Genomic DNA, 26,802 nt, shown 5'->3' with positions numbered 1-26,802 from the left:
CGCACCGTCCGGTGCACCGCCGCCAGGGGCCGCCCGCACGACCGGCCCCGCCCGAGCCGCCCAGCCACGAGCGGCTCCGCAGACCGGAGAACCCATGGACATATCGACGAAGAAGTCACAGAACACAGACGAAGCCCCTCCCCCGGCTCTGCCGACCCCGGCCGAGCAGAAGCGCGCCGCCCGCGCCGCCACCCGACCCGGTGACCGGATCTTCCTCGGTCTCTCCCGCGGGTCGGGCATCCTGCTGCTGGTGATCATGGCCGCGATCGCGGTCTTCCTCACCTACCGCGCGACGCTCGCCATCAGCAAGGACGAGGCGAACTTCCTCACCGCGTTCGAGTGGAACACCAACCTCGTCCCGCCGAAGTTCGGCATCGCCGTCCTCGCCTTCGGCACGGTCGTCTCCTCGATCATCGCCATGGCCATCGCGGTCCCGATCGCCGTCGCCATCGCCCTGTTCCTCACGCACTACGCCCCGCGCCGCCTCAGCGGCCCCATCGCGTACGTGATCGACCTGCTCGCCGCCGTGCCGTCCATCGTGTACGGCCTCTGGGGCGCCCTGATCCTCGTACCGCACATGGACGGCCTGTTCGGCTGGCTGGACAACTACCTCGGCTGGACCGGGATCTTCTCCTGGGACGGGGGTGCCCCGCGCTCGATGCTGACGGTCGGCGTCCTCCTCGCCATCATGATCCTTCCGATCATCACCAACGTCAGCCGTGAGGTCTTCCGCCAGGTCCCGCAGATGCACGAGGAGGCGGCCCTGGCGCTGGGCGCCACCCGCTGGGAAGTGGTCCGCATGGCGGTCCTGCCCTTCGGCCGCTCCGGCGTGATCTCGGCATCGATGCTCGGCCTCGGCCGCGCACTCGGCGAGACGATGGCGGTGGCCACCGTGCTGTCTCCCGACTTCGACATCCACGCCAGCCTCCTGAACCCCGGCGGCGGCACCTTCGCCCAGAACATCGCCAGCAAGTTCAACGAGGCGACGGAGTTCGGCCGCGACGCGCTCATCGCCTCCGGTCTGGTCCTGTTCGTCATCACCCTGCTGGTCAACGGCGCGGCCCGCGCGATCATCGCCCGCCGCAAGGAGTACTCGGGGGCCAACGCATGAGCAACGCCGTCGTCACCGACAAGCGCCCCAGCACCCTGCGCGGCGCCAGCCTGCCCAAGTGGACCCCCTGGGCCATCCTGGCCGGCTCCATCGCCGCGGCCGTCGCGATCGGCCTCGGCACGGGCCTCGACAGCCGCGTCCAGTGGGGCCTGATCGCCGGCCTCCTCTTCCTCCTGGCCACCTACGGCATCGCCGCCCGCGTCGAGGGCCGCCGCCAGGCCAAGGACCGCATCGCCACGGCCCTGGTCTGGGTCGCCTTCCTCCTGGCCGTCATCCCGCTCGCCTCCCTCATCTGGGCGACCGTCCAGCGAGGCGTGAAGGTCCTCGACGGCTACTTCCTGACCCACTCCATGGGCGTCGTCGCCGACTCCGAGCCGGGCGGCGGCATCTACCACGCCATCCTCGGCAGCCTGGAGCAGGTCGGACTCGCCACCGTGATCGGCGCCCCGATCGGCATCCTGACGGCGATCTACCTGGTGGAGTACGGCCGAGGCAACCTGGCCAGGGCGGTCACGTTCTTCGTGGACGTCATGACAGGCATCCCCTCGATCGTCGCGGGCCTGTTCATCCTCAGCCTCATGCTGATGTTCGACATGCAGCCCTTCGGCTTCGCGGGCTCGCTGGCCCTGGCGATCCTGATGATGCCGGTGGTCGTCCGCTCCACGGAGGAGATGCTCAAGCTCGTCCCGAACGAGCTGCGCGAGGCCTCCCTGGCGCTCGGTGTCCCGAAGTGGCGCACGATCCTGAAGGTGGTCGTCCCGACCTCGATCGGCGGCATCATCACGGGCGTCATGCTCTCGGTGGCCCGCATCGCCGGCGAGACCGCTCCTGTCCTGCTCCTCGTCTTCGGCAACCCGTTCATCAACGCGAACCCCTTCGAGGGCGCGCAGGCGTCCCTGCCGCTGTACATCTACCAGCAGTACGCGCAGAGCGCCGGTTCGCAGGCGGCCTACGACCGTGCCTGGGCGGCGTCGCTCACGCTGATCGCCTTCGTGATGATCCTCAATCTGCTGGCCCGCGGCATCGCCCGCTGGAAGGCCCCGAAGACCGGTCGCTAGCGCGCGGCCACACAGCGACCGATCTGAATTCTGGAAGTGACGTAAACATGGCCAAGCGAATCGACGTAAGCGGACTGACCGCCTACTACGGCTCCCACAAGGCGATCGAGGACATCTCGATGACGGTCGAGCCGCGCTCGGTGACGGCGTTCATCGGCCCGTCCGGCTGCGGCAAGTCGACGTTCCTGCGCACCCTGAACCGCATGCACGAGGTGACCCCCGGCGGCCGCGTCGAGGGCAAGGTACTGCTGGACGACGAGGACCTCTACGGCCACGGCATCGACCCGGTGTCCGTCCGCCGCGAGGTCGGCATGGTCTTCCAGCGCCCGAACCCGTTCCCCACGATGTCGATCTTCGACAACGTGGCGGCGGGCCTGCGCCTGAACGGCAACTTCAAGAAGTCCGAACTGCAGGACGTCGTGGAGAAGTCCCTCAAGGGCGCGAACCTCTGGAACGAGGTGAAGGACCGCCTGAACAAGCCGGGTTCCGGCCTGTCCGGCGGCCAGCAGCAGCGCCTGTGCATCGCGAGGGCGATCGCGGTGGAGCCCAAGGTCCTCCTCATGGACGAGCCCTGCTCCGCCCTCGACCCGATCTCGACCCTCGCCATCGAGGACCTGATCGGCGAGCTGAAGGAGCGCTTCACGATCGTCATCGTGACGCACAACATGCAGCAGGCGGCCCGCGTCTCCGACCGCACGGCCTTCTTCAACCTCGCGGCAGTGGGCCAGCCCGGCAAGCTCATCGAGATCGACGAGACCGAGCGCATCTTCTCCAACCCGTCGGTCCAGGCCACGGAGGACTACATCTCCGGCCGCTTCGGCTGACCCCGATCCCCTCGCGGTGCTGCATGGCGGTGCCACCGCGAGGACACAAAAGGGCCCGCCCCCTGGCTCCCGGGGGGCGGGCCCGTGTGGTGACGAGGAGTGGGGTGGAACGGAGGCTTCCTGGAGGGGGCTGGGGTGAGCCCGCGGCGCCGACGGAGGGCGGAGCACCGACTCACGACGGGGGAACGCACCTGGCCCTCCAGGACGAAGTCCCCCTGCAGGGCCCCCCTCACCCAACCGAAACGGGCGGGTGGGCAACCCCCGGGGCCCAGGGGCAAAGCCCCGCCCGGACCCGGGGCGAAGCCCGAGACAGAAGAGCCCCCACCTAACCGAGACGGGCGGGCGGGCAAACCACCCCGGGCACAGGAGCCAAACGCGGGGGCGTGGGCGCAGGGCCAAAGCCCCGCCAAGACCCCAGGGCGAAGCCCGAGACAGGGGAACTCCCCACCCAACCGAGACGGGCGGGCGGGCCAAGCACCCCGGGGCACAGGAGACAAACGCGGGAGCGGGGGCGCAGGGCGAAGCCCGAGACAGGGGCCCCCACCAACCAAGACGGGCGGACGGGCAAACCACCCGAGGCACAGTGGCGAAGCCCCGCCCGGACCCGGGGAAGCCCGAAGCAGGGGGCCTCCTCACCCAACTGAAACGGGCGGGCAGGCAACCGGCCCGGGGCGAAGCCCCGAGACAAGGAGACCTCCCACCCACCGAGACGGGGCGGGCAAACGCCCGGGGCGCAGGGGCGAAGCCCCGCCCGAAGCCCGGGGCGAAGCCCCAAAACAAGGGGACCCCTCACCCAACCGAGACGGGGCGGGCAAACGCCCGGGGCGCAGGGGCGAAGCCCCGCCCGAAGCCCGGGGCGAAGCCCCAAAACAAGGGGACCCCTCACCCAACCGAGACGGGGCGGGCAAACCAACCGGGGCGCAGGGGCGAGCCCCGCCGGGGTCCGGGGCGCAGCCCCGAGGCGGTCCGGGGCGCAGCCCCGAGGGAGGGGGACTCCTCACCCAACCGAGATGGGCGGGTGGGTGGGCAAACCCCCCGCTACAGAAACGCCAGCTTCACAACCCAGAACGCACAAGCCGCGACAACCGCCGCCGCCGGCATCGTAATGAACCAGCCGAGAACGATGTTCTTGGCAACCCCCCACCGCACGGCATTGATCCGCTTCGTCGCCCCAACCCCCATGATCGCCGACGTGATCACATGCGTCGTGGAGATCGGCGCCTTGAAGAGAAACGCCGTCGTGAACATGATCGACGCCCCAGTGGTCTCCGCCGCGAACCCCTGCGGCGGATCCAGCTCAATGATCTTCCGCCCCAACGTCCGCATGATGCGCCACCCACCCGCATACGTCCCCAGCGACAGCATCACCGCGCAAACGATCTTCACCCACACCGGGATCGGATCCCCGTAGTCCTCGACATCCGCGATGACCAGCGCCATCACCACGATGCCCATGGTCTTCTGCGCGTCCTGCAGACCATGCCCAAGAGCCATACCGGCCGCGGAAACGGTCTGCGCTATCCGGAACCCCCGCTTGGCCTTGTGCGGATTGGCCCGCCGGAAGATCCACAGAATCGCGGTCATCACCAGGTACCCGACGACCAGCCCCACCACCGGCGACACGAACATCGGAATGACGATCTTCTCGAGAACGCCGTGCCAGTACACGGTCGTCCCCCCGGCCAGCGCGGCCCCCACCATGCCCCCGAACAAGGCGTGCGAGGACGACGACGGCAGCCCGAAGTACCACGTGACGAGATTCCACGTGATCGCCCCGACCAGCGCGGCGAAGAGGATCCCCATCCCCTTCGACCCCTCGGGCGTCTGAATCAGCCCCTCGCTGACGGTCTTGGCGACCCCGGACCCCAGGAAGGCGCCGCCGAGGTTCATCACCGCCGCCATCAGCAGCGCGGCCCGGGGTGTCAACGCCCGCGTGGAGACGGACGTGGCGATCGCGTTCGCCGAGTCGTGGAAGCCGTTGGTGTATGTGAAGAAGAGCGCGACCAGGATGGTCACGACCAGAGCGAAGGTGTCCATGAAGAGCTCAGGACTCCTTGACGGCGATGGTCTCCACCGTGTTCGCCACGTGCTCGAACGCGTCCGCCGCCTCCTCCAGGACGTCCACGATCTGCTTGAGCTTCAGCACCTCGATGGCGTCGTACTTGCCGTTGAACAAGTGGGCCAGCAGCTTCCGGTGGATCTGGTCCGCCTGGTTCTCCAGCCGGTTGACCTCGATCCAGTACTCGGTGAGGTTCTCCATCGTCCGCAGATTCGGCATGGCCTCGGCCGTGAGCTCCGCCGCCCGCGCCAGCACCTCGATCTGCTGCTCGACGCCCTTGGGCAGTTCCTCGACGTTGTAGAGGACCACCAGGTCGACGGCCTCCTCCATGAAGTCCATGATGTCGTCGAGGGACGAGGCCAGGGAGTAGATGTCCTCACGGTCGAACGGCGTGATGAACGAGGAGTTCAGCTGGTGGAAGATCGCGTGTGTGGCGTCGTCACCGGCGTGTTCCGCGGCCCGCATACGCTCTGCGATCTCGGCCCGGCCGGCGGTGTCCGCCCCGAGCAGTTCCATGAGGAGTTTCGAGCCCGTGACGATGTTGTCCGCGGACGCGGCGAACATGTCATAGAAGCTCGTCTCCCTGGGGGTCAGACGAAAGCGCACGTGGGGTCCTCAAAATGCATCGGTTTCGGTCAGGCTGATGCTAGGCGCATCATCCGGCCACGGCTAATGGGCCGTCCCCCAGTGTCGCCCATGGGGTCCGGCCGCCTGCAGCGGGGCCGCCAGGTGGTCCAGTCCACAGACCTCCCACAGCGGTGGCCACAGGCCCTATACCCGCCAAAGTTCGGTACGATATACCCAGTAGGGGTATATGTCTGGAGGACGCGATGACGACCACCGAGGCCGGCGCGGGAGCGCCCTCCGCCGCAGCCGAGGCCGTACAGGCCGAGACCGCACAGCCCGTCACCGCGGAACCGGAATCCGGGACCGCAGCGGTGACCACAGCCGCGACCGTGCACGGGTACCACAAACAGAAGGACGAACACCTCAAGCGCCTGCGCCGCATCGAGGGCCAGATCCGCGGCCTGCAGCGCATGGTCGACGAGGACACCTACTGCATCGACATACTCACCCAGGTGTCCGCCTCCACCAAGGCCCTGCAGTCCTTCGCACTGCAACTGCTGGAGGAGCACCTGCGCCACTGCGTCGCCGACGCGGCTCTCAAGGGCGGCGACGAGATCGACGCGAAGGTGGAGGAGGCGACGAAGGCCATCGGCCGCCTGCTCCGCACGTGACGCATGACACCCCGCCCCCTGCGCGCAGGGACGCACAGGACGCAGGGACACCCCAGGCCAGGGCTGCACAGGCCCCGGCGCCGCACAGACCACTGGACACCGAACACCGGCCCCAGGGACGCACCGAACTCAACGGCGCCCCCGCAACGACGCACCTGAGACACACAACAACACGGAGCAGCCTCACCCGCCGGAGGCGTCCCGCTCCTCCCCCACCCGCAGCACCTCGTCGATACTCTCCAGACTGAGCCGCTCCTCGGCCGCCGAGGCCGCGATGATCAGCTCTCCGCACAGCTCGATCTCGGCGAGGGCCACGTGGTCCTGAACCGCCGTACCGCCGACCGGAGCCACGCGCATCACCTCATCTCTGCCGTCACCGACTTCCTAGAGTAGGGAGCGGCCTACACACCGCGCATGGCACGGACGGGCTAGTCCTCACGCCCGTTCCGTGACCGAATCCGACCGTCGCCTGCCCCAGCCGGCCCGCTTCATGCGCCGCTCACTCCTCCGCGATCCGCCCCGTGTAGATGTCCCGATCGGCCGGGAGCCGTACGTCGACGGGGGCCCCGAAGTCGTACAGCAGCGTCGTCGAGGCGACCGCGACGGCCTCCTTCTGACGGCCGTTGACGAAGCTGAAGCGGTGGCGGACCTTGCGGATACGGCCCTGTTCGTCGAGGTAGACGTCGAAGGGAACCCGCGCCGTGGCGAACCCTTTCGCCGCCGCGCTCAGCGAACCCCGGCCGCCCGCGGAGGCGTCCTCGGCGGCCACGGTCAGGTCGGCGGTCCCGCGATAGTGCCGCACCTCGGTCCCGGCGAACTCGCTCTTCCCGACGTACGTCGCCGTCCGCGTCCCGCGCAGCACCTCGGCGGCGGCGTACGGATCGGTGGCCCCGCCGGTGACGAGGTTGCCGTCGGACAGTGTCGCCGTCTCCACCCGTACCCATTTCTCCGCGGGCACCCCGGCACCGCGGTTCTTCATGAACAGCGCGCCGGGTGCGAGGAGTTCGGTGATGGGCCGGTGCTCGCTGGCCCCGGCCGGATCCTGCGGGAGCACCACCTTCAGCCGCCCCAGCTGCCTGCGGAAGTCGTAGACGCCCTCGCCCCGGATGGTCACGCGGGTCCCGCCGGTGGCCATCTCCATCGACGTCCGGGCCTTGGAGCTGCCCGCCTCCACGAGCCTGTCGGCGGCGCGGCGCAGCGTCTCGACGGGGTCGGCCGCGTGCGGGTCCTCGGCGGCGGCTCCGCTGCCGGAGCATCCGGCGGTACCGGCACAGATCCCGGCCACGAGTCCCGCAACGACCGCCGTTCCCCACCGCCGCTGCTGCCGATCCGCCATCGCTGTCTACCCCCAGCCGGTACGTCCGTCACGGGCCCCACGTCGTTCCGGTCAACGACGGGCAGGCGGGGCGCGTCACGCCTGGCGGAGGGCTTGCGCGTGGCCGAAGGGTTGCCCTCGCCGGGTGAGCCCTTTACCCGGGGTGGGTAACGTTCCTGATGTGACGCAGCAGGACCGCTCGGCCCCCACCCCCACCGACGGGGAAGTCCACCGCACCTCGACCGTCGAACAAGGTCCCTTCTGTCTGGCCCGCTGCACCTGCGGCTGGCGCGGTCCGGCCCGCCGGGCGAGAAGCCTGGCCAGAGCGGACGCGCAGGGCCACACCCACAGCTGATTCCGCCGCCTCCCCGTGGAACCCCTGGACCTCCGGCTCCGTCTCGGTCCATGAAGCCGACGGAAGGCGCAGGGACGACACATGGAACGGCGTACGTTCATAGCGGGCGGCACGGCCGCGGCGGCGGCGGTGGCGACGGCCGCGTGCAGGGCGGCGGGCGACAGCGCCTCCGCCGGCGGGACCTCCCTCACCACCACGAGCGCCGTGGCCGCCGCCAACTGGGCGGCCCTCGCCCGTGACCTGGACGGCCCCCTGATCCGCCCCGGCGACGCCTCCTGGTCCGCGGCCCGGCAGCTGTACAACACGCGCTTCGACGGGCTCAAGCCGGCCGCCGTCGCCTACGTCGCCCACACCGACGACATCCGTACGGCCCTGGCGTACGCCCGCGCCCACGGCACCAAGGTCGCCATCCGCAACGGCGGCCACTCCTACGGCGGCTGGTCCTCGGGCAACGGGCGGCTGATCCTCGACGTCTCCAAGCTGAACCGGGTCCGCGCGAGCGGCAACTCCGCCGTCGTCGGCGCCGGCGCGAAGCTGATCGACGTCTACCGCGCGCTGACCGCGAGGGGCGTGACGATCCCGGCGGGCTCCTGCCCCACGGTCGGCGTCTCCGGCCTGGTCCTCGGCGGCGGCCACGGCGTGGTCTCCCGCGCGTACGGCCTGACCTGCGACAGCCTGACGCAGGCCACGCTGATCACGGCGGACGGCAGGCAGCTCACCGCCAACGCGACGACGAACAAGGACCTCTTCTGGGCCTTGCGCGGCGCGGGCAACGCCAACTTCGGCGTGGTGACGGAACTCCAGTTCAGGACCCACGCGGCCCCGCAGGCGGTGACCGGCTACCTCTCCTGGCCCTGGTCCAGGGCGGCCGCGGTGGTGAAGGCCTGGCAGGAGTGGGGCCCGGCCCAGCCCGACGAGATCTGGTCCTCCCTGCACCTGGCGAACACGCCGGGCGGCACGCCCAGGATCTCCGTCGCCGCCTTCTGCATCGGCACGTACGGCCAGCTGCAGAACGCGGTCGACCGCCTCGCGGCCCGTGTGGGCGCCCCGGCGAGCAGCGTGTCGTTGCGCCGCCGCTCGTACGAGGAGGCCATGGAGATCTACGCCGGCTGCTCCTCCTTCTCCACCGACGCCCAGTGCCATCTGCCGGGCTCGACCCCGGGCCGCTCCCCGCAGGGCAAGCTGGGCCGGGAGACGTACGCGGCCCGCTCGGACTTCTTCGACCGCTCGCTGTCGACGGCCAGCATCCAGACGCTCCTCAACCAGATGAAGACCGTCCGGGGCGGCTCGGGCAGCATCGCCCTCACGGCGCTCGGCGGCGCCGTCAACCGCGTGTCCCCCACCGCCACGGCCTTCGTCCACCGCCGCTCCCGCATGCTGGCCCAGTACATCGCCTCCTGGCGAGCGGGCACGACGGGCACGGCGGCCCAGTCCTGGCTGGCCTCGGCCCACAAGTCCATGAGGCCCCACGCCTCGGGCGCCGCGTACCAGAACTACGCGGACCCCTCCCTGACGAACTGGAAGAAGGCGTACTACGGCGACGCCCTGCCGCGCCTGACCCAACTGAAGAAGCAGTACGACCCGAAGGGCTTCTTCGCCTACCCCCAGGGCCTGTAGCGACCCGACTGACCGACCAAGTGCCTGACCGGCTGCGGGCTACGCGGCCAGATCCCGCTCCTCGGCGGCCGTCTCCACCCGGGCCCCCGGGATCACCGCGTCTCGCCCCGCCACCCGGGCGGAGCGGCTCCGCACCACCCATCCGACCCGAGGCGACCGGTCCACGGCCTTCAGCACGGGAGTGAGCAGCATCGAAGCGAGCGGGGACAGCAGCAGCGCCACGGCCGTACCGAGCGCGAACCCTCCGACGACGTCCGTCGGGTAGTGCACGCCCATGTACACCCGGCAGAACCCCTCCAGCAGCCCGAGGCCGAGGCCCACCAGCCCGAACTTCCGGTTGGCGACGAACAGCGCGACACCCATCGCCATGGTGATCGTCGCGTGGTCGCTCACGAAGGAGTAGTCGGTCTTGCCGGAGACCAGCACCTCCAGCCCCTGATGGTCGAGGAACGGCCGAGGCCGCTCAACGAACCCGCGTATCGGCACATTGACCAGCACCGCGATGCCCGCGGCCAACGGCGCCCACACCAGCGCGGCCACGGACGAGGCGGCCTCCTCGGCCGACCCGGGCCGCCGCCGCACGGTCCACCAGCACCACAGCACCAGCAGCACCATGCCCAGCAACAGCCCGTACTCGCCGACGAACTCCACGACCCGGTCCAACCAGTGCGGGGCGTCCTTGGCAAGGCCGTTGATGTCGTAGAGCAGGTCGACGTCGGGGTTCGAACCGGATGCGGCGAGTCCAGCCATGGTGCTGCGGCCCCTTCGTCGTGTTTCTGCCCGGCGCGCCTCACGCCCGCCGCTCGTGCCCACCCCCGTGGGTCGTAGATCCGCTTCCGCCGGTCCAGTCGGTCACAGGCATTGCTCGGCTACGTCAACAGGAACGCACGGCCCCGGTTGATACGTTCCACTCTCCACTGAATGATCACGCAGACGTTATCGAAGAGAGATACATCGCCGCAGCTCAGGGGATGCCTTACCGACTGGTTCAGACGGTCGTGGGGAGCGCTTTCGCGCCATCTTCGGTCACCCGGGTGGCACCGAAGTACTTACGGGTGTCGATCGGATCGAACCGGATGACGGCCCCCGTGTAAGGAGCGTCGATCATGTACCCACCCCCCACATAGATCCCCACGTGGTCGATGGCCCGGGAGTTGGTGGGATCGGGCGAGAAGAACACCAGATCCCCCGGCAGCAACTCGTCCCTGGACGGGTGCGGCCCCGCGTTGTACTGATCGTTCGCCACCCGGGGCAGGGTGATCCCGACGCTCTCGTACGCCGCCTTGGTCAACCCCGAACAGTCGAACCGTCCCCCCTGCTCAGGCGTACCGTTCCCACCCCACAGATACGGCGTCCCGAGCTTCTTCTGTGCGAAGTAGATGGCCCCGGCGGCCTGCTCGGAGGGATCGACCCGGGTGACGGGGGCGGCGAAGCTCTCCGCCAGAGTCGTGATCGTCTTCACGTAGTTCTGGGTTTCCCTGTACGGCGGTACACCCCGGTACTTGATGACCGCGTACGCCCCCGCGTTGTACGACGCGAGCATGTTCTTCGTCGGGTCGCCGGGCACGTCCTTCACGTACGAGGCGAGCTTGCAGTCGTACGAAGCGGCCGACGGAATCGCGTCATTCGGGTCCCACACATCGCGGTCGCCGTCGCCGTCGCCGTCGATTCCATGGGTGGCCCACGTCCCCGGGATGAATTGCGCTATTCCCAGGGCCTTCGCCGGACTCTTCGCGTTCGGGTTGAATCCGCTCTCCTGGTACAACTGGGCGGCGAGCAGTGCCGGGTTGATGGCCGAGCAGAGATTGCCCCACTTCTGCACGAGCGCCTGGTACGCGGCCGGCACCGCCCCCTTGGCCAGCCCGACGCTTTTGCCGCCCACCCCGTTGACGACGTTCCCGGCGACGACGTACACCCCGACGACGAGCAGCATCACGAAGCTGAGCCCCACCGCACCGACGGCACCCGCCACGATCCACGCCTTACGCACCGTCAACCGCCCATCACCGAAAGGGAGTACGCCCGCGTCAGTTTACGAGCTTCCCACGCGGAAGCCGGCGCAACCGATGCTCTCGCGGTCGGTTGAGCTGTGCTTGACGTGAAGTCACGGGAGACCGCGGGAGTCAACGGCAGCTCTGCCGGGTGTCAAGAGATGCCCAACATCCCCTCCCGGGTTCCCCATGCCTTCCCATGATTCAGCAAGCCGCGTAGGTCAGTTCAAAGCTCGGACATACGTTCCAGCGCGTGAACTCTGAAGACACGCCCCTCAGATCCATCCGCCGTGCTCTCGGCCGCCGTTCGCTTCTGCGCGGTGGCTTCGCCGGGGCCGCGACCCTCGGCGGTGCGGCCCTCGCCGCGGCCCCCGCCTCCGCCGCCCCGCGCAGGACCACCCCCCGTCCCACGACGGCCGCCGAGGCCCTGCGGGAGCTGGCGGCCGGCAACCAGCGCTGGCGCACCTACTGCGAGCGGCACCCGGACGAGACCCCGGCCGTACGCCAGAGCCTGATATCCGGTCAGCACCCCTTCGCCGTGGTCCTCGGCTGCATCGACTCCCGCGTTCCCCCGGAGCTGGTCTTCGACCAGGGCCTCGGCGATCTGATGACCGTCCGGACGGCCGGCGAGGTCCTGGACGAGGCCGTCCTCGGCAGCGTCGCCTACGGCGTTCTCGAACTGGGCATCCCGCTGGTCGTGGTGCTGGGCCACCAGTCCTGCGGCGCCGTGAAGGCGGCCGTCCAGGCGGACCTGTCCGGCGAGGAGCTCCCCGCCCACATCCAGTACCTGGCCGACCAGATCAGCCCGTACATCGACCGCACGAAGGAAGGCGACGCCCGCGTCGACTCGACCATCGACGCCAACATACGAGCCGTCCGCTCCCGCCTCGCCGCCGAGCCCGACCTGGCCTCGAAGATCGCGTCCGGTCAGCTGGCCGTCGTAGGCGCCCGCTACGAGCTGACGACCCAGCTCGTCCACCGCATCGCCTGACGCCCGGTCCCCTTACTGGTACTACGGGGATTGCGGGTAGTACGGGTTCTACGGGTCGGAGGCCGCCTCCCGGTACAGCGACGCGGCCTCCGACCCGAACACCACGCTGTACGAGATGTCCGCCGTGGCCCCACCCTGCTCGTGCCCGCCCAGTACCCCCACGACCTCCCCGTCCCCGTTCACCCATGGGCTGCCGCTCGTCCCCGCGGCGAACTCGGGGCAGTCGATCCGCTGCTGGGTGGCGCTGTGGGCGGTGGGTTTGTTGGTGCAGGTGATCGGGGTGTCGCGGGAGTTCGGGTAGCCGGTGAGGGTCACGGCGGTGGCGCCGGTGGTGGCGCCGGTGACGAAGCGGTTGGCCCCGAGGACGTCCTCGACGCCCTTGTCGTACTTACTGCCGCTCTCGTCGAGAACGGCGAACGCCACGTCACTGTCCTCGTCCTGCTCCTTGGCCCACCCGTCGGGCAGGAACGACCGCTCGACCTTCCACACCCCGTAGGGGGCCTTCCCGTCCCGGTACCCGGGTGCGAACACCAGGTGGTCCTGCCCGCCGAGACAGTGCGCGGCGGTGACGACGAGGTCGTGGTGCGGGCTGTGGACGACGGATGCGGTGCAGAAGTGGCCGTCGGCGGGTTCGTCGGTGTCGAACAGCGCCCCGACCCGCACGGACCGCGCTGTCGCCGAGGCGACGACGGTCACCCCGAAGGGTCCGGGCCCCTCGTCGGCCGCCGCCTCGGACGCGGCGGTGGCGGCCAGCAGCACGACGGCGACGAGAAGACGAGGGCTGCGCTTCATCGGCCCCACTGTGTCCCACGAAGGTGAGAGTCCGGTCAGACGCTTCTCATCGACTCCCGGCCCACGGCTGTCACGCGGCCCGGCCTGCGCACTGGCGACCTCGGAGTCGCGGGACTCGTCCACCACGCCCCGATGCATCCACCTCATGGAAAGCAGCTACCCCACCGGCGCCCCGACCTCACAGCGGCCCCGGCCGACTTCGACACCACCATGACCACGAAGATCACCGTGCCACTCGCCGGCCGAACCGTCACCCGGATCGCGTCACGCCGTGCTACCGGAGAGTGACAGAGCCAACCCCGGAACTGCGCCTCAAGGCGTACGGGATCGACCCCACGGCAGGACGCCCGGACCCCGGCCCGGGCGCCAGCATCGTGACGTCGTATCCGAACTCCCCACGAGGAGCGCCCGTATGTCCACCCTCAGCCCCACCGCCGGGCCGGCCACCGTCCTCCCCCGCGTCCCCCGCTGGGCTCACCGAGCCGCCGCCGCGGTCCTCTGGGTCAACCTCCCCTCCGCCGCATGGCGCGTGGCCGTCGTCCTCGGTGTCCCCCTCGGCTTAGGGGAGTCCGAGTACGACGCGATGCTCCTCCCGGGCTGGGGCCTGCTGATCCTCCCCCTGCTGTCCCTCGCCCAGGAGGGCCTCGCCTGGCTGACGTACGGGCTGGTGCGGCCGTGGGGCGAGGTGTGGCCCCGCTGGATCCCGTACCTCGGAGGTCGCCCCGTCCCCGTACTCGCCGCCGTCGTCCCCGCGGCCCTCGGCGCGGTCGCCTGCACCGTCTACGGCGTACTCCTGGTCTGGACGACTCTCCACTCCCAGATGGACGTCGAACCCTGGGGGCAGTGGCTCGTGAACCTCTGCTACCTCCCCCTGGTCGCCTGGGGCCCTCTGCTCGGCGCGGTCACCGTCCACTACTACCGCCGCCGCACGCGCGGGTGACCCTCAGCCCGCCCTCACCCGTCGATCACCTCGGTGTTCTGGCAGGCGACCAGCACCCACCGCCCGTCCTCCTTCGCCATCACGTACAGCGGGCTCCCCGGGTTGCCGACCGGGTCGCCGCCCTCCTGCGTCCAGTACTGGGCCCGTGCCTTCACCGCCGCCACGTCCGGCCGGACGAACAGCACATGCTCCACCTCGTACGTCACCGTCCCCTCCCGCATCGACCCGGGCAGCACCCGGTGCGTGAACTCGGAGATCTCCGCGCGGTCGTAGAGGCGCCTCCCGTGGCCCGTCGTCCACAGGGCGTCCTCACGGAAGAGGTTCACGAACTCGTCGGGGAGTTCGTTGCGCTGGCTGTGCTCGAGTGTGGCGACCACCGCCCGGATCGCCTCGAGGTCGGCCGCACGGGACGCCGTCAGTTCTTCAGTCGTCATGCCGGCGATGTTCGTAGCTCAATCGCGCTCGAGGTCAAGCCCGTGCCATCCCCGAGCCATCCGCCCACCATTGGTCAGTAAGCCCCCAACCCCCTTGATTAAGGCGGAAGTCAGGATTCCACCGGCTGCCTTGTTGTCGCGTACCTAACAACGTCACAGTCGTCGGCGGGCCGCCGCCCGCCCCCGGGGACCGCGTACCGGAGGCACCGCACCACGCACCACCCCCACCCGCACTGCCCCTGACACCCCACTCCCAGGAGGCTGGACGTTGCGTACGACACCCCCCAACACCCCTGCCATATCGGGCAGATGGCGCCGCATCGGCGCATCCGCCCTCGGCACCGCCGCTCTCGTGCTCGCCGGTTTCGGCACCGCGGCCCACGCGAGCGCGGCAACCACCACAAGCCCGACCACCACCCAAGCCGCCCAGGCCGGCAAGGTCACCTGGACGGCCACCCCCTGCGCCACCCCCAAGCACAAGGGCGACCTGGCCTGCGACTCCTTCCGCGTCACCGGCGGCCTCACCGCCTTCCAGAAGCACGAGGCAGCCGTCGACGGCGTCACCCCCAAGGCCGCCGACGCCTCCACCCCCTCCGGCTACGGCCCCTCCGACCTCCAGGACGCCTACGGCCTGACCGACGCGGCCGCGAGCAGCGGCTCCGGCCAGACCATCGCCATCGTCGACGCCTACGACGACCCGAACGCCGCCGCCGACCTCGCGAAGTACCGCTCGTACTACGGCCTGCCCGCCTGCACCACCGCCAACGGCTGCTTCAAGAAGGTCAGCCAGACCGGCTCCACCACCTCCCTGCCCTCCGCCGACAGCGGCTGGGCCGAGGAGATCTCCCTCGACCTCGACATGGCCAGCGCCGTCTGCCCGCAGTGCGGCATCCTGCTCGTCGAGGCCAAGTCCGCCAGCATGGCCAACCTCGGCACCGCCGTGAACGAGGCCGTCAAGCTCGGCGCCAAGTTCGTCTCCAACAGCTACGGCGGCTCGGAGTCGTCGTCGGACACGAGCTACGACTCGTCCTACTTCAAGCACCCCGGCGTCGCCATCACCGTCAGCGCCGGCGACGAGGGCTACGGCGCCGAATACCCGGCCGCCTCCAAGTACGTGACATCCGTCGGCGGCACCGCCCTGAAGACGTCCTCCACCACGCGCGGCTGGACCGAGACCGTGTGGAGCACCTCCAGCTCCGAGGGCACCGGCTCCGGCTGCTCCGCCTACGACACCAAGCCGAGCTGGCAGACCGACACCGGCTGCGCCAGGCGCACCATCTCGGACGTCTCCGCCGTGGCCGACCCGGCGACCGGCGTCTCCGTCTACGACTCCTACGGCGTCACCGCCGGCTGGTACACCTTCGGCGGCACCAGCGCCTCCGCCCCCATCATCGCCGCCGTCTACGCCCTCGCCGGCACCCCGGGCAGCGCCGACTACCCGGCCCAGTACCCGTACACCGCGGGTACCTCCGCCCTGAACGACGTCACCAGCGGCAGCAACGGCACCTGCTCCGCCACCGCCGGCTACCTGTGCACGGCCAAGGCGGGCTACGACGGCCCGACCGGCCTCGGCACCCCCCGGGGAACGGACGCCTTCACCGGCTGACCCTCAGTCACCGCATACAGCCACCGTGGGCCGTGGGGGCCACACGTGGCAACGGCGAACGGGCCGCGGCATCCAGCCGCGGCCCGTTCGCCATGCGTCAGGAGTCGGCATGCCGGTCGGCATGAGACCATCGAGACGGCCTCTCACCCGACCGGCCGTCAGAAACGGCGCAGGGCTGTGAAGTGGACAACGACGGAACCACACAACAGGTTCCGTACCTACCTCATTGCCCGGCGTGACCTGCCGTGATACACAGAGTGACCGAACAAGGTATTCGTACGAATCGCGACCGTCAATGACGCCAAGTCGACATACGGCGGCGCCTTCGTCGGTGAGAATGAGGCCTGACCTCTGCACACCGCAGGGGACCGACTGCGGAACTACCCACCAGGGGCGGTGACTTACATGCTCTTTGCGGCCGACAAGGGAGACATCAACACCATCATCGGCGGGATCGCTCCGGACTGGGGCCCCTTCGGCAGCCTGGGCAACGAGGCGAAGGTGATGATCGAGGTCGTGATGGCGGTCGCCATCCTGATCTGCCTCGGAATCGCCATCTGGGGTGCGGCCAAGCAACGCATCGGCGCCACGGCCCTGCGCGACACCTTCAGCGCGGAACAGGGCAAGGGCCTCATCATCGCCGGACTGACGGGCGTCTTCATCATCGGCTCCCTGGGCACACTGTTCACGATCGTGTACGGCATGGCCGTATAGCCGCCGCCCTCCCCCAGTCCCGTCCGGGCACGCCCGGCCCCCTCCACCCCACCCACCCGTCGTGCCCACCGGCTGAGGTTGCGTTTCCCTGATGTCGAGTCACCACACCGCGCCCGCGCGGGAGCCAGCACGGCTACCGTCGTACTTCTACGCGTACCGGTACGGCAACGAGGGGGCGTACACGGCATGAGCGACGAACACCACTACGGCGAGCCGACGGGTACCCGCGTCCGCCTGCCCGAAACCGACCCCTACGGCGGCGCCCGCCGCCCCGCCCGCTCCTCCTCACGCGGCCTGGTCACGGTCGTCGGCGTCGTCGTCCTCCTCATCGCGGCGATCGCCTTCGCGAACCGTGGAGGCGAAGATTCCTCTTCCTCCTCGGCAGCGGGAGACAACGGCGACAAACCGCAAGCGACCTCCACGGCGGCGACCGGGACCAAGCCGGTGAAGTCCAAGAGCGGGGGGATTCCGACGGGGTACGCGCACACCCAGCAGGGCGCCCAGTCCGCAGCCGCCAACTACGCCGTCGCGCTCGGCTCGACCGGCATGTTCCAGAAGGACAGCCGGCACGCGATCGTCAGCACCGTCTTCACCGCCGACGCGGCGGCCAAGCTCCAGGCACCCATGGACCAGGCCTACTCGGCCGACTTCCTCGCCAAACTGGGCCTCGACGAGAACGGCAACGCGCCCGAGGGCGACACGTTCGTCTCCCGCCTGGTCCCGGTGGGCACCACGGTCCAGACGTACACCGCCACCACCGCCAAGGTCGCGGTCTGGTACCTCGGCCTCATCGGCATGTCCGGGGAGAACTCCACCGACCCCGTGACCTCGTCCTGGAAGACCTGGACCTTCGAGCTCCAGTGGACCGGCGGCGACTGGAAGATCGTCAGCGACGAACAGAAGGACGGTCCCGCCCCGGTCCCCGGCGACGACAGAGCCGCCGCCTCCGACGAGATCAGCAAGGCCATCGAGGAGTACGGAGGGTTCACGTATGCCCGGTAACCCGCACCGCGTGCTCCGGCTCGCCGGAGTCGTCACGGCAGTCCAGACGTCGGCTGTGCTGCTGGCCACCCGCGCCTTCGCGGCGCCGACGCCGGACCCGACGCCCAGCTCCTCCGGGTCGCCGGCCGCCTCGCCCTCCCCCTCGGGCAGCCTCGACTGCAGCCTCATCCCCGGCGAGGCCAAGAAGTACTGCGAACGAGGCAACGGCAGCTCCGGCACCTCCACCAACCCCGGCGTCTCCGACACCCTCGACCCCCTCTCCTCCCTCGCCAAGGGCTGTGCCGACGCCGCCGCCTGGACCGTCGACAAGCTCAGCGAGGCCGTCAAGGACACGGCGAACGTCGACTTCACCAACCCCAGGTTCCTCCAGCAGTACGCCGTCGTCTTCGCGGCCTCGACCGTCCTGACCCTCCTGCTGTGGCTGCTGGCCGTCGCCAAGCGGGCGGTGCGCGGAGTCCCCCTGACCACCGCCATCGGCGAAGCCGTCGGCTTCCTCTGGCTGACGGTCCTCGCCTCCGCCTTCACCCCGCTGATCCTCTACACGGTCGTGTCCGCCACCGACGGCCTCACGGACGTCCTCGCCAGGACCACCGGCAACCAGACCGACACGTTCTTCGGCACCTTCTCCGCCGCCCTGGAGAAGGGCGAGGACATCGGCGGCGGCCCGATCATGCTGATCGTGGTCTCCCTGGTCTCCATCCTCGCCGCCGGCGTCCTGTGGCTGGAGCTGGTCATCAGGGCCGCCCTGCTCTACGTCGGCGCCCTGCTCGGCACGGTCGTCTACGCGGGCCTGGTCGACAAGAACCTCTGGGGCCACGTCCGCCGCTGGGCCGGCATCATGATCGCGGTCATCCTGGTCAAACCGATCATCGTGATCGTGCTGGGCCTCGCCGGCGCGCTGTCCGCCGACGACGGCCCGGACGCCTTCGGCGCCGTCGTCTCCGGCCTGTCCATCATCCTGCTCGCCATCTTCGCCAGCGCGATGATCTACCGCTTCGTCCCCGGCTTCGGCGACGAGATCGCGGGCTCCCGCAACAACCGCATCATGCAGAGCGCCGAAGGCAAGGCCGCCGCCGTCATCAGCAGCCCGGCCACCCTCGTCGCCCAGGGCATCAAGACGCACAGCACCCGCGCCGACAGCAACGGCGGCGGTACGTCCTCCAGCGGCCCCCGCCCGGCCAACCAGGCCGCCGGCGGAGTCGCCGCGCACAGCTCGCGCACCTCGAACGGAGGCGGCGGATCCGTCCCCTCCGCCGCACCCCCGCCACGCAGCGGCAGTGCCGTCAACACCCCGCACGCCAGCAACACCCGCAACAGCAGTACCAATCGCACGGGAGGTGAAGGGCGTTGACGACCGAGTCCCACGTGTCCCACGCGGTCACGCCCCGCCGGACATATCTGATCGGCCGCGCCCGGCCGAACGCGATCGTCGGCCGCAACCGCGAGACCGGCGAGATCGCGCTCATCGTCGTCGGCGCGTTCCTCGGCATGATGTGCGGGCTCCTCGTCCCCCTCCTCGCCCTGCGCATCGTGCTGCTCGCCGGCTTCCCGATGCTCGCGCTGGCCGTGGTGTACGTGCCGTACAAGCACCGCACGTTCTACAAGTGGTTCGAGATCAACCGCAGCTACAAGCGCACCCTGCGCCAGGGCACGGTCTACCGCTCGGCCGCGATGGAGGCGGGCACCCGGCTCGACGGCGAGGAGGTCGAGATCGGCCCGCCGCCCGGCATCGGCCGCATCACCTGGCTGGCCGCCCCCTTCGGCCCCGACGAGATCGCCGTACTGCTGCACGCCGACCGCCGTACGGTGACGGCCGCGATCGAGATCGAGGGCCCCGGCGTCGGCCTGCGCGACAGCGAGGACCAGGAAGCCCTCGTCGACCGCTTCGGCACCCTGCTCAAGCACGTGGCCAACGGCGACGGCTTCGTCACCCGCCTCCAGATGCTCGCCCGCACCCTCCCCGCCGACCCCGACGCCCACGCCAAGGACGTCGCCCAGCGCGGCGACGACAAGGCCCTGCCCTGGCTGCAGACGTCGTACGACCAGCTGCAGTCGATGGTGTCCACGAGCAGCGAGCAGCACCGCGCCTACCTCGTCGCCTGCATGCACTACACGCGCGAACTGGCCGCCGAGGCTCATGCCATGGCCCGCGCCGCCCGCCCGCAGAGCGGCCGCAAGCTCGACCGGGACGCCGGCCTCGCCGTCGTCATGGCCCGCGAGCTGACCGACATCTGCTCCCGCCTGCAGGAGGCGGACATCCGCGTCCGCCAGCCCCTCGGCCAGGGCCGCCTCGCGTCGCTCATCCACTCCATGTACGACCCGGACCACCCCATCGACCACATCCAGGCGATGACCAGGCGCAACGCCTGGCCGGCCGAGCTGGACGCCATGGAGCCGACGTACCTGCAGGCCAAGACCCGCGAGTCCACCACCCGCGCCCCCTGGTGCCACGCCACCGCCTGGATCAAGGAGTGGCCGATGACCCCGGTCGGCGTGAACTTCCTGGCCCCGCTCCTCGTCCACACCCCGGACGTCATCCGAACGGTCGCCGTCACGATGGATCTCGAACCCACCGAGGTGGCCATCGAACGCATGCTGACCGAGAAGACGAACGACGAGGCGGAGGCGAGCCGCGCCGCCAAGATGAACCGGACCGTGGACCCCCGTGACGTGGCCGCCCACTCCCGCCTCGACCAGCGAGGCGAGGACCTGGCCAGCGGCGCCGCCGGCGTCAACCTGGTCGGCTACATCACCGTCTCCTCGCGCAACCCCGAGGCCCTCGCCCGCGACAAGCGGACGATAAGGGCCTCGGCGGGAAAGTCGTACCTCAAACTGGAGTGGTGCGACCGCGAGCACCACCGCGCCTTCGTCAACACACTCCCCTTCGCCACCGGCATTCGGAGGTAGGACCTCATGCGGGACCCGCTGTCCGTCCTCACCGACGCCTTCACGTCCTTCCTCTTCGGCAAGGTCGAGACGACCCGCCTGCCGGTCCGCACCTCCACCGGCCAGGCCCAGGCGGTCTACCTCCCGACCGCCGCCCCCGGACTCGGCGACTCGGGCGTGATCATCGGCCGCGAGGTCTACTCCGGCAAGGGCTACATCTACGACCCCTTCCAGCTGTACGGCCAGCAGCTCCCGGCCCCGCACTGGCTGGTCCTCGGCGAGTCCGGCAACGGCAAGTCGGCCCTGGAGAAGACGTACGTCCTGCGCCAGCTCCGTTTCCGCGACCGCCAGGTCGTGGTCCTGGACGCCCAGGGCGAGGACGGCGTCGGCGAATGGAACCTCATCGCGGAGGCGCTGGGAATAACTCCCATCCGCCTGGACCCGATGGCGGCACTGGACCACGGGATCCGGCTGAACCCCCTCGACCCCGCGATCACGACCACCGGACAGCTGGCGCTGCTGCGCACCATCATCGAGGTCGCGATGGGCCACGGCCTGGACGAACGCTCCGGCTTCGCCCTCAAGGTCGCCCACGCCTACGTCAACGAGACCATCGTCGAACGCCAGCCGGTCCTCACCGACATCGTCGAGCAACTGCGCCACCCCGAACCGGAGTCCGCGGAGGCGATGAACGTCGCCATAGACGACGTACGGGCCTGGGGCCTGGACGTGGCCCTGGTCCTGGACCGCCTGGTCGACGGTGACCTGCGGGGCATGTTCGACGGCCCCACGACGGTGGGCATCGACCTGGACGCCCCGCTCATCGTCTTCGACCTCTCCCACATCGACCGCAACTCCATCGCCATGCCGATCCTGATGGCGATCGTCGGCGTGTGGCTGGAGCACACCTGGATCCGCCCCGACCGGAAGAAGCGCATCTTCCTGGTCGAGGAGGCCTGGCACATCATCAACAGCCCCTTCGTCGCCCAGCTCTTCCAGCGGCTGCTGAAGTTCGGCCGCCGCCTGGGCCTGTCCTTCGTGGCGGTCGTCCACCACCTGTCCGACGTGGTGGACGGAGCGGCGGCGAAGGAGGCGGCCGCCATCCTGAAGATGGCGTCGACCAGGACGATCTACGCCCAGAAGGCCGACGAGGCGAGGGCGACGGGCCGCGTCCTGGGCCTCCCCCGCTGGGCCGTGGAGATCATCCCGACCCTCACCCCCGGCATCGCCGTCTGGGACGTCAACGGCAACGTCCAGGTCGTCAAACACCTGGTCACCGAGACGGAACGCCCGCTGGTCTTCACCGACCGCGCGATGACCGAGTCCTCCGCCGACCTGGCCGACGACGCCCTGCGCGCTGCCGAACGGGAACAGGAACAGCGCGCGGCGGCCTTCATGGAACAGCACATGGCCGACCTGGACGACTCGTCCGAGTCGACGGTGGCGTAAGAGGGCGGGGCGCCATGAGACCGGGTGACCACCACCGCGGGCACAGCGGGGAGGGCCAGGGAGGCATCCCCGACGGCCTCCTGGTCGGCATACTCGCGTTCCTGCTCGGCATGACCCTGCTGGTCTGGACAGCCACCGGACTGGCCGCCGTCTTCTCCCACGGCGCCTGGCCCTCCGGCGTCACCTTCGTCCGCACCCCGCTGGCCATGCGGCACCTCGTCGCCCAGCCCCACGACATCGCCGGCGCCTGGCCGGACGCACAGCCGGCCGCCCTCTCCGGCTACGGCCTCTTCTGGGGCCTGCTCATCGGCCAGCTGATGCTCCTGTTCGTCCTCACCGTGTTCGTCATGGGCACGGTGGCCCGGTGGAGGGCGGTACGGGCGAGGAGGAGGACGCAGGCACCGGACGGCGCGGGCGCGGCGGCCCACAGGGCCCCGCAGGAGGCACCGATCCCCCCGGCCCACCACGAGGTCCCCACCCCCAGGACCGAACCGGCCCCGGAGCCGAGGACGGAACCGCAGCCGACGCCCTCGCCGCTCACTTCCCCGAAGGCCGAACAGGCGGCCGCGTGGGACACGCACCGCACCGAAGGCCCGGTCCTCTACGCACCGCCCGAGACCCGCTACACCACCGCCGCCCAGGCCGTTCGCGACGCCGAGGGCCCCGCCCTCGTCGTCACCTCCAACCCGACCCTCTGGCAGGACACCAAGGACGCCCGAGCCAAACTCGGCCCGGTCCTCCTCCACGACCCCACCCACCTGTGCGACACCCCGGCCCGCCTCCACTGGTCCCCGACCACGGGCTGCGAGGACAAGTCGACCGCGGCAGCGAGAGCGACCGCCCTGCTGACCCCCGTACGCCCCACCGCCCGCCTGGACCAGGCGGTCACCGACACCGCCGAAACGCTCCTGCGCAGCTACCTCCACGCGGCCGCCATCGACGGCCGCACCATCCGCCACGTTCACCGCTGGTCCCAGGGCACGGGCATCCAGGAAGCGGTCCGCACCCTCCGCACCAATCCCAAGGCGGCCCCCGGCGCGGCAGGCGAGCTCGAAGCCGCCCTCACCGCCCACCCCGAACGCCGTGACATCGCCCAGGAACTGACCACGAGAGCCCTCTCCGCCCTCTCCACGATCAACATCCGAGAATCCTGCACTCCCAACCGAAGTGATGCTCTCGCCTTGGATTCCTTCGTCAACGAAGGGGGAACGCTTTACGTGGTAGGTGAATCCATCGAGGACCCGAGGACCCGTCCCGGCGCGATGCCCCTCCTCACGGCCCTCGTCTCCAGCGTGGTCGAGCGCGGCCGGCGCATGGCCGAACGGTCATCCTCCGGTCGCCTCGACCCACCACTCACCCTCGTCCTGGACGACATCGCGGCCGTGGCCCCGCTCCCCCAGCTCCCGGACCTCCTGACGACAGGAGCGGACCGCGGCCTGCCCACCCTGGCCCTCCTCCGCTCCCGCGAACAGGCCCGAGCCCGCTGGCCGCACGACGAACTCCCGGTGTGACCGCTACGGACGCTCGAGGACGTACTCCAGTTCACGCGCGTCAGGAGTCCCCGCCAGCGGCACGATCACCCCGCTCGGCACAAACCCCGCCCGCCGGTAGAAGGCCCGCGCCCGCCCGTTGTCCTCGTGCACGATGAGCCGCACCCGCTCCACACCCCGCGCCCAGGCCCACTCCAGCCCGGCGTCGAACAGCACCTCGGTCAGCCCGATCCCACGACAGTCGGGCCGTACGAACACCCCGACGACATGCCCCTGCCGCCGTTCGACCGGGAACCCCGCCCAGTCCTTCGTCCCGGCCTCCTCCAGCAGCACCGTCAGCGTCCCGACCCACTCCCCGTCGGGCCCCTCCGCTATGACCTGCTGCGCCCCGTCCGCCCCCTCGGCAGCGCCCGCCGTCCGCTCCCGCCAGAAGGAGTCCGGCTTCGCCAGCGCCTCCTCGTACGTCTCCAGGAAGGCGAGGTGCGCCACCGGATCCCGCAACGCCAGCAGCCGCAACTCCCTCGCGGCAGCCCACTCATCGGCACGCACGGACCGGATCACGTAGTTCATGCAGGTCACCGTAGTACCCGAGTACTACACCCCTCACCTGATATAGCCCCAGGGCCTGTTCCCCTCCCCCGGCGAACCCGCGACGATGATCCCGTGGACCAGGAGCCGACCCCCGACCCCCTCACCCGGTACGTCCAGCGCACAGCAAACCGGATCCGCGTCTTCGATCACCGCCACCCCCTGGTGTGGGACCTCCACCTCACCGCCTTCTGGACGCTCGCCGCGCTGATCGACGCGAACGGCGGCTGGCGCAACGTCACCCGCAACCCGGACGCCCCTTTGGCCCTGGTGCTCGCCCTGAGCCTCGGCTTCTCCCTCCCCCTGATCTGGCGCCGCAGCCACCCCAGGGCCGTCCTCCTCGCCATGGCCCCGGCAGCCTTCGTCAACGCCTGGACGGGAGCCGCCCTCCAGGCTCAGCTTCTCCAGCTGCTCGTCGTCTTCCACATCGCCCTGCGCCGCCCGCTGCGCTCCCTGTGGTGGACGACGCTCATCTTCGTCACCGCCGTCGTCCTCACCGTCCGCCACCCGCAGGGCAGCGCGGACAAGGACCTCGTCCCGGTACTGATGTCCGTCGTCCTGGCGGCCGCGATCGGCATCACGGTCCGTACCCGCCGCAGCTACACCGAGGCCCTCGAGGACCGCGCCCGCCGCCTGGAGATCGAACGCGACCAGCAGGCCCGCCTCGCCGCGGCCGCCGAACGCACCCGCATCGCCCGCGAGATGCACGACATCATCGGCCACAACCTCTCCGTCATCACCGGCCTCGCCGACGGCGGCCGCTACGCCGCCACCAAGTCCCCCGAGCGCGCCGCCCAGGCCCTCGACGCCATCGCCACCACCAGCCGCCAGGCCCTCGGCGAACTCCGCCGCCTCCTGGACGTCCTGCGCGAGGAGGACACGACAGGCCCGAACGCCGCGCTCACCCCGCAACCCACCCTCACCGACCTCGACCAGCTCCTCGACGGCGTCCGAGCAGCCGGCCTCCCCGTCCACACCACCGTCGACGGCACTCCCACCATCCCCCCGGGCCGCCAGCTCACCGTCTACCGGGTCATCCAGGAAGCCCTCACCAACACCCTCAAACACGCCGGCCCCGAAGCCACCGCCACGATCGCCCTCTCCTACGCCGACTCAGGCGCCGTCACCGTCACGATCACCGACACCGGCCGCGGCGGCCCACCCCCCGACAACGGCGGCCGCGGCCTGCCCGGAATGCGCGAACGCACCGCCCTGTACGGCGGCACACTCGAAGCCGGCCCCCGCCCGCACCCCGAACGGGGTTGGCGCGTCCACCTGCACCTACCGGAGGAACTCCCGCAGTGACCACCGTCCTCATCGCCGACGACCAGCCCCTCCAGCGCCTCGGTTTCCGCATGCTGCTGGAAAGCCAGGACGATCTGACAGTGCTGGCCGAGGCGACCAACGGCAGTGAGGCGGTCCGCCTGACGGCCGAGCTCCTCCCCGACGTCGTCCTCATGGACGTCCGCATGCCCGGCCTGGACGGCATCGAGGCCACGCGCCGCATCACCGCCACCGGCGACCGCACCCGCGTCCTGATCCTCACCACCTTCGACCTCGACGAGTACGCCTACGCCGGCCTGCGCGCCGGAGCCTCCGGCTTCCTGGTCAAGGACGCCCAGCCCGAGGACCTGCTGTCCGGCATCCGCGCGGTGGCCACCGGTGACGCGGTGGTCGCCCCCAGCCTGACCCGCCGCCTCCTGGACGCCTACGTCCACCACCTCCCGGCCGGCACCCACTCCGAACCGTCGGCCCCGGACCCTCGCCTGGCGACGCTCACGGACCGGGAACGCGAGATCCTCACCGTCATCGGCAAGGGCTGGACGAACACGGAAATAGCCACCCGCTTCCACCTCGCGGAGTCCACGGTCAAAACCCACGTGGGCCGCATTCTGGCGAAGACCGGCTCCCGGGACCGCGTCCAGGCGGTGATCCTGGCGTACGAGACGAGACTGGTGCAGCCATGAAAGGCGTTGGTGACCGTAAACGCAGAAAACCCCCGTGCCATTCGGCACGGGGGTTTTCTCAATGATTGTTCGGCGGCGTCCTACTCTCCCACAGGGTCCCCCCTGCAGTACCATCGGCGCTGTAAGGCTTAGCTTCCGGGTTCGGAATGTAACCGGGCGTTTCCCTCACGCTATAACCACCGAAACACTATGAAACTGTGAACGCCGCGCCACGTGTGGCACGTGGGGCTGTTCGTGGTTTCAGAACCAACACAGTGGACGCGAGCAACTGAGGACAAGCCCTCGGCCTATTAGTACCGGTCACCTCCACACGTTACCGTGCTTCCAGATCCGGCCTATCAACCCAGTCGTCTACTGGGAGCCTTACCCCATCAA

At 70.1% G+C, this 26,802-nt stretch carries 26 protein-coding genes and 1 rRNA gene; 17 read left to right on the top strand and 10 right to left on the bottom strand.

Annotated features, from left to right (window positions below; genetic code table 11):
• Positions 1-94: 94 nt before the first annotated feature.
• The 3 genes from pstC to pstB are packed head-to-tail and all read left to right on the top strand — an operon-like array spanning position 95 to position 2,993.
• Positions 95-1,111, top strand: coding sequence for a phosphate ABC transporter permease subunit PstC (gene pstC, locus ACPT94_RS32490; RefSeq protein ID WP_360344356.1), 1,017 nt, complete (start codon positions 95-97; stop codon positions 1,109-1,111).
• Positions 1,108-2,169: a phosphate ABC transporter permease PstA gene (gene pstA, locus ACPT94_RS32485; protein WP_360344353.1), complete on the top strand. Its 1,062-nt coding sequence runs from the start codon at positions 1,108-1,110 to the stop codon at positions 2,167-2,169. The genes pstC and pstA overlap by 4 nt, the downstream gene beginning before the upstream one ends.
• A gap of 47 nt (positions 2,170-2,216) precedes the next feature.
• Entirely contained in the window at positions 2,217-2,993 is a 777-nt protein-coding gene (pstB, locus tag ACPT94_RS32480) for a phosphate ABC transporter ATP-binding protein PstB (protein ID WP_360344350.1), read from the top strand.
• A 1,038-nt stretch (positions 2,994-4,031) separates the two neighbouring features.
• Here the strand turns inward: pstB and ACPT94_RS32475 are convergent.
• On the bottom strand, positions 4,032-5,030 hold the full coding sequence (locus tag ACPT94_RS32475) for an inorganic phosphate transporter (protein ID WP_360344347.1): 999 nt from the start codon (positions 5,028-5,030) through the stop codon (positions 4,032-4,034).
• A gap of 7 nt (positions 5,031-5,037) precedes the next feature.
• Positions 5,038-5,658 (bottom strand): DUF47 domain-containing protein, encoded by a 621-nt coding sequence (locus tag ACPT94_RS32470; RefSeq protein WP_187748798.1) that lies wholly within the window; start codon positions 5,656-5,658, stop codon positions 5,038-5,040.
• Between the two features lie 224 nt (positions 5,659-5,882).
• Here ACPT94_RS32470 and ACPT94_RS32465 point away from each other — a divergent pair, with 224 nt between their 5' ends.
• Positions 5,883-6,290, top strand: coding sequence for a metal-sensitive transcriptional regulator (locus tag ACPT94_RS32465; RefSeq protein WP_425247451.1), 408 nt, complete (start codon positions 5,883-5,885; stop codon positions 6,288-6,290).
• A gap of 183 nt (positions 6,291-6,473) precedes the next feature.
• On the opposite strand, the gene ACPT94_RS32460 is transcribed toward ACPT94_RS32465, so the two are convergent.
• Together ACPT94_RS32460 and ACPT94_RS32455 are read right to left on the bottom strand one after the other, a co-directional pair.
• Positions 6,474-6,647 (bottom strand): hypothetical protein, encoded by a 174-nt coding sequence (locus ACPT94_RS32460; protein ID WP_360344341.1) that lies wholly within the window; start codon positions 6,645-6,647, stop codon positions 6,474-6,476.
• Positions 6,648-6,789: 142 nt separating this feature from the next.
• Positions 6,790-7,626 (bottom strand): SCO4651 family lipoprotein, encoded by an 837-nt coding sequence (locus tag ACPT94_RS32455; protein ID WP_425247450.1) that lies wholly within the window; start codon positions 7,624-7,626, stop codon positions 6,790-6,792.
• A gap of 160 nt (positions 7,627-7,786) precedes the next feature.
• Between ACPT94_RS32455 and ACPT94_RS32450 the strand changes: the two genes are divergently transcribed.
• Positions 7,787-7,960 (top strand): hypothetical protein, encoded by a 174-nt coding sequence (locus tag ACPT94_RS32450; RefSeq protein ID WP_360344335.1) that lies wholly within the window; start codon positions 7,787-7,789, stop codon positions 7,958-7,960.
• An 81-nt stretch (positions 7,961-8,041) separates the two neighbouring features.
• Entirely contained in the window at positions 8,042-9,577 is a 1,536-nt protein-coding gene (locus tag ACPT94_RS32445; RefSeq protein WP_360344332.1) for an FAD-binding oxidoreductase, read from the top strand.
• 39 nt (positions 9,578-9,616) lie between these two features.
• On the opposite strand, the gene ACPT94_RS32440 is transcribed toward ACPT94_RS32445, so the two are convergent.
• Both ACPT94_RS32440 and ACPT94_RS32435 read right to left on the bottom strand, forming a co-directional pair.
• Positions 9,617-10,327, bottom strand: coding sequence for a phosphatase PAP2 family protein (locus tag ACPT94_RS32440; protein WP_360344329.1), 711 nt, complete (start codon positions 10,325-10,327; stop codon positions 9,617-9,619).
• 238 nt (positions 10,328-10,565) lie between these two features.
• Complete coding sequence (locus tag ACPT94_RS32435) at positions 10,566-11,573, bottom strand: C40 family peptidase (RefSeq protein ID WP_360344326.1); 1,008 nt, start codon at positions 11,571-11,573, stop codon at positions 10,566-10,568.
• A gap of 248 nt (positions 11,574-11,821) precedes the next feature.
• On the opposite strand from ACPT94_RS32435, the gene ACPT94_RS32430 reads away from it, so the two are divergent.
• On the top strand, positions 11,822-12,559 hold the full coding sequence (locus ACPT94_RS32430; RefSeq protein WP_425247449.1) for a carbonic anhydrase: 738 nt from the start codon (positions 11,822-11,824) through the stop codon (positions 12,557-12,559).
• Between the two features lie 48 nt (positions 12,560-12,607).
• Here the strand turns inward: ACPT94_RS32430 and ACPT94_RS32425 are convergent, their stop codons facing one another.
• Entirely contained in the window at positions 12,608-13,351 is a 744-nt protein-coding gene (locus tag ACPT94_RS32425) for a trypsin-like serine peptidase (RefSeq protein ID WP_425247448.1), read from the bottom strand.
• A 412-nt stretch (positions 13,352-13,763) separates the two neighbouring features.
• Here ACPT94_RS32425 and ACPT94_RS32420 point away from each other — a divergent pair, with 412 nt between their 5' ends.
• Positions 13,764-14,291 carry a hypothetical protein gene (locus ACPT94_RS32420; protein ID WP_425247447.1) on the top strand — a complete coding sequence of 176 codons (528 nt, stop codon included), beginning with the start codon at positions 13,764-13,766 and terminating at the stop codon, positions 14,289-14,291.
• 14 nt (positions 14,292-14,305) lie between these two features.
• On the opposite strand, the gene ACPT94_RS32415 is transcribed toward ACPT94_RS32420, so the two are convergent.
• Positions 14,306-14,725, bottom strand: coding sequence for an SgcJ/EcaC family oxidoreductase (locus ACPT94_RS32415; RefSeq protein ID WP_425247446.1), 420 nt, complete (start codon positions 14,723-14,725; stop codon positions 14,306-14,308).
• 268 nt (positions 14,726-14,993) lie between these two features.
• Here ACPT94_RS32415 and ACPT94_RS32410 point away from each other — a divergent pair, with 268 nt between their 5' ends.
• The 7 genes from ACPT94_RS32410 (at position 14,994) to ACPT94_RS32380 (ending at position 23,893) form a co-directional block, all read left to right on the top strand.
• A complete protein-coding gene (locus tag ACPT94_RS32410) occupies positions 14,994-16,331 on the top strand; it encodes a S53 family peptidase (protein ID WP_425247445.1) in 1,338 nt (445 codons plus the stop codon).
• A gap of 405 nt (positions 16,332-16,736) precedes the next feature.
• A complete protein-coding gene (locus ACPT94_RS32405) occupies positions 16,737-17,045 on the top strand; it encodes a DUF8827 family protein (RefSeq protein WP_004000049.1) in 309 nt (102 codons plus the stop codon).
• 186 nt (positions 17,046-17,231) lie between these two features.
• Positions 17,232-18,047 (top strand): DUF8175 domain-containg protein, encoded by an 816-nt coding sequence (locus tag ACPT94_RS32400; protein WP_425247444.1) that lies wholly within the window; start codon positions 17,232-17,234, stop codon positions 18,045-18,047.
• On the top strand, positions 18,037-19,398 hold the full coding sequence (locus tag ACPT94_RS32395; protein ID WP_425247443.1) for a hypothetical protein: 1,362 nt from the start codon (positions 18,037-18,039) through the stop codon (positions 19,396-19,398). The genes ACPT94_RS32400 and ACPT94_RS32395 overlap by 11 nt, the downstream gene beginning before the upstream one ends.
• Positions 19,395-20,954 (top strand): SCO6880 family protein, encoded by a 1,560-nt coding sequence (locus ACPT94_RS32390; protein WP_425247442.1) that lies wholly within the window; start codon positions 19,395-19,397, stop codon positions 20,952-20,954. The genes ACPT94_RS32395 and ACPT94_RS32390 overlap by 4 nt, the downstream gene beginning before the upstream one ends.
• Before the next feature lie 6 nt (positions 20,955-20,960).
• Entirely contained in the window at positions 20,961-22,382 is a 1,422-nt protein-coding gene (locus tag ACPT94_RS32385) for an ATP-binding protein (protein ID WP_360344300.1), read from the top strand.
• 14 nt (positions 22,383-22,396) lie between these two features.
• The gene (locus ACPT94_RS32380; RefSeq protein WP_360344297.1) at positions 22,397-23,893 is read left to right on the top strand and encodes a type IV secretory system conjugative DNA transfer family protein; all 1,497 of its coding nucleotides are present in this window, start codon (positions 22,397-22,399) and stop codon (positions 23,891-23,893) included.
• A 3-nt stretch (positions 23,894-23,896) separates the two neighbouring features.
• On the opposite strand, the gene ACPT94_RS32375 is transcribed toward ACPT94_RS32380, so the two are convergent.
• Positions 23,897-24,442 (bottom strand): GNAT family N-acetyltransferase, encoded by a 546-nt coding sequence (locus ACPT94_RS32375; protein WP_425247441.1) that lies wholly within the window; start codon positions 24,440-24,442, stop codon positions 23,897-23,899.
• 93 nt (positions 24,443-24,535) lie between these two features.
• Between ACPT94_RS32375 and ACPT94_RS32370 the strand changes: the two genes are divergently transcribed.
• Positions 24,536-25,765, top strand: coding sequence for a sensor histidine kinase (locus ACPT94_RS32370; RefSeq protein ID WP_425247440.1), 1,230 nt, complete (start codon positions 24,536-24,538; stop codon positions 25,763-25,765).
• Positions 25,762-26,427, top strand: coding sequence for a response regulator (locus tag ACPT94_RS32365; RefSeq protein ID WP_425247439.1), 666 nt, complete (start codon positions 25,762-25,764; stop codon positions 26,425-26,427). Before ACPT94_RS32370 ends, ACPT94_RS32365 begins: the two co-directional genes overlap by 4 nt.
• Positions 26,428-26,494: 67 nt before the next feature.
• On the opposite strand, the gene rrf is transcribed toward ACPT94_RS32365, so the two are convergent.
• Positions 26,495-26,611 (bottom strand): 5S ribosomal RNA (rrf, locus tag ACPT94_RS32360).
• Between the last annotated feature and the right edge of the window lie 191 nt (positions 26,612-26,802).

The sequence above is a fragment of the Streptomyces aurantiaciflavus genome (assembly GCF_049808595.1).
Lineage (GTDB): Bacteria > Actinomycetota > Actinomycetes > Streptomycetales > Streptomycetaceae > Streptomyces.
The sequence above is the reverse complement of the archived record's forward strand: the minus strand, read 5'-3'. Positions and strand labels throughout refer to the sequence as shown.

Bases quoted from the DNA above. Each gene is read 5' to 3' on its own strand.
- pstC (WP_360344356.1), top strand. From the start codon at position 95: ATGGACATATCGACGAAGAAGTCACAGAACACAGACGAAGCCCCTCCC.
- pstA (WP_360344353.1), top strand. From the start codon at position 1,108: ATGAGCAACGCCGTCGTCACCGACAAGCGCCCCAGCACCCTGCGCGGC.
- pstB (WP_360344350.1), top strand. From the start codon at position 2,217: ATGGCCAAGCGAATCGACGTAAGCGGACTGACCGCCTACTACGGCTCC.
- ACPT94_RS32475 (WP_360344347.1), bottom strand. From the start codon at position 5,030: ATGGACACCTTCGCTCTGGTCGTGACCATCCTGGTCGCGCTCTTCTTC.
- ACPT94_RS32465 (WP_425247451.1), top strand. From the start codon at position 5,883: ATGACGACCACCGAGGCCGGCGCGGGAGCGCCCTCCGCCGCAGCCGAG.
- ACPT94_RS32460 (WP_360344341.1), bottom strand. From the start codon at position 6,647: ATGCGCGTGGCTCCGGTCGGCGGTACGGCGGTTCAGGACCACGTGGCC.
- ACPT94_RS32455 (WP_425247450.1), bottom strand. From the start codon at position 7,626: ATGGCGGATCGGCAGCAGCGGCGGTGGGGAACGGCGGTCGTTGCGGGA.
- ACPT94_RS32445 (WP_360344332.1), top strand. From the start codon at position 8,042: ATGGAACGGCGTACGTTCATAGCGGGCGGCACGGCCGCGGCGGCGGCG.
- ACPT94_RS32440 (WP_360344329.1), bottom strand. From the start codon at position 10,327: ATGGCTGGACTCGCCGCATCCGGTTCGAACCCCGACGTCGACCTGCTC.
- ACPT94_RS32425 (WP_425247448.1), bottom strand. From the start codon at position 13,351: ATGAAGCGCAGCCCTCGTCTTCTCGTCGCCGTCGTGCTGCTGGCCGCC.
- ACPT94_RS32420 (WP_425247447.1), top strand. From the start codon at position 13,764: ATGTCCACCCTCAGCCCCACCGCCGGGCCGGCCACCGTCCTCCCCCGC.
- ACPT94_RS32415 (WP_425247446.1), bottom strand. From the start codon at position 14,725: ATGACGACTGAAGAACTGACGGCGTCCCGTGCGGCCGACCTCGAGGCG.
- ACPT94_RS32405 (WP_004000049.1), top strand. From the start codon at position 16,737: ATGCTCTTTGCGGCCGACAAGGGAGACATCAACACCATCATCGGCGGG.
- ACPT94_RS32400 (WP_425247444.1), top strand. From the start codon at position 17,232: ATGAGCGACGAACACCACTACGGCGAGCCGACGGGTACCCGCGTCCGC.
- ACPT94_RS32395 (WP_425247443.1), top strand. From the start codon at position 18,037: ATGCCCGGTAACCCGCACCGCGTGCTCCGGCTCGCCGGAGTCGTCACG.
- ACPT94_RS32385 (WP_360344300.1), top strand. From the start codon at position 20,961: ATGCGGGACCCGCTGTCCGTCCTCACCGACGCCTTCACGTCCTTCCTC.
- ACPT94_RS32380 (WP_360344297.1), top strand. From the start codon at position 22,397: ATGAGACCGGGTGACCACCACCGCGGGCACAGCGGGGAGGGCCAGGGA.
- ACPT94_RS32375 (WP_425247441.1), bottom strand. From the start codon at position 24,442: ATGAACTACGTGATCCGGTCCGTGCGTGCCGATGAGTGGGCTGCCGCG.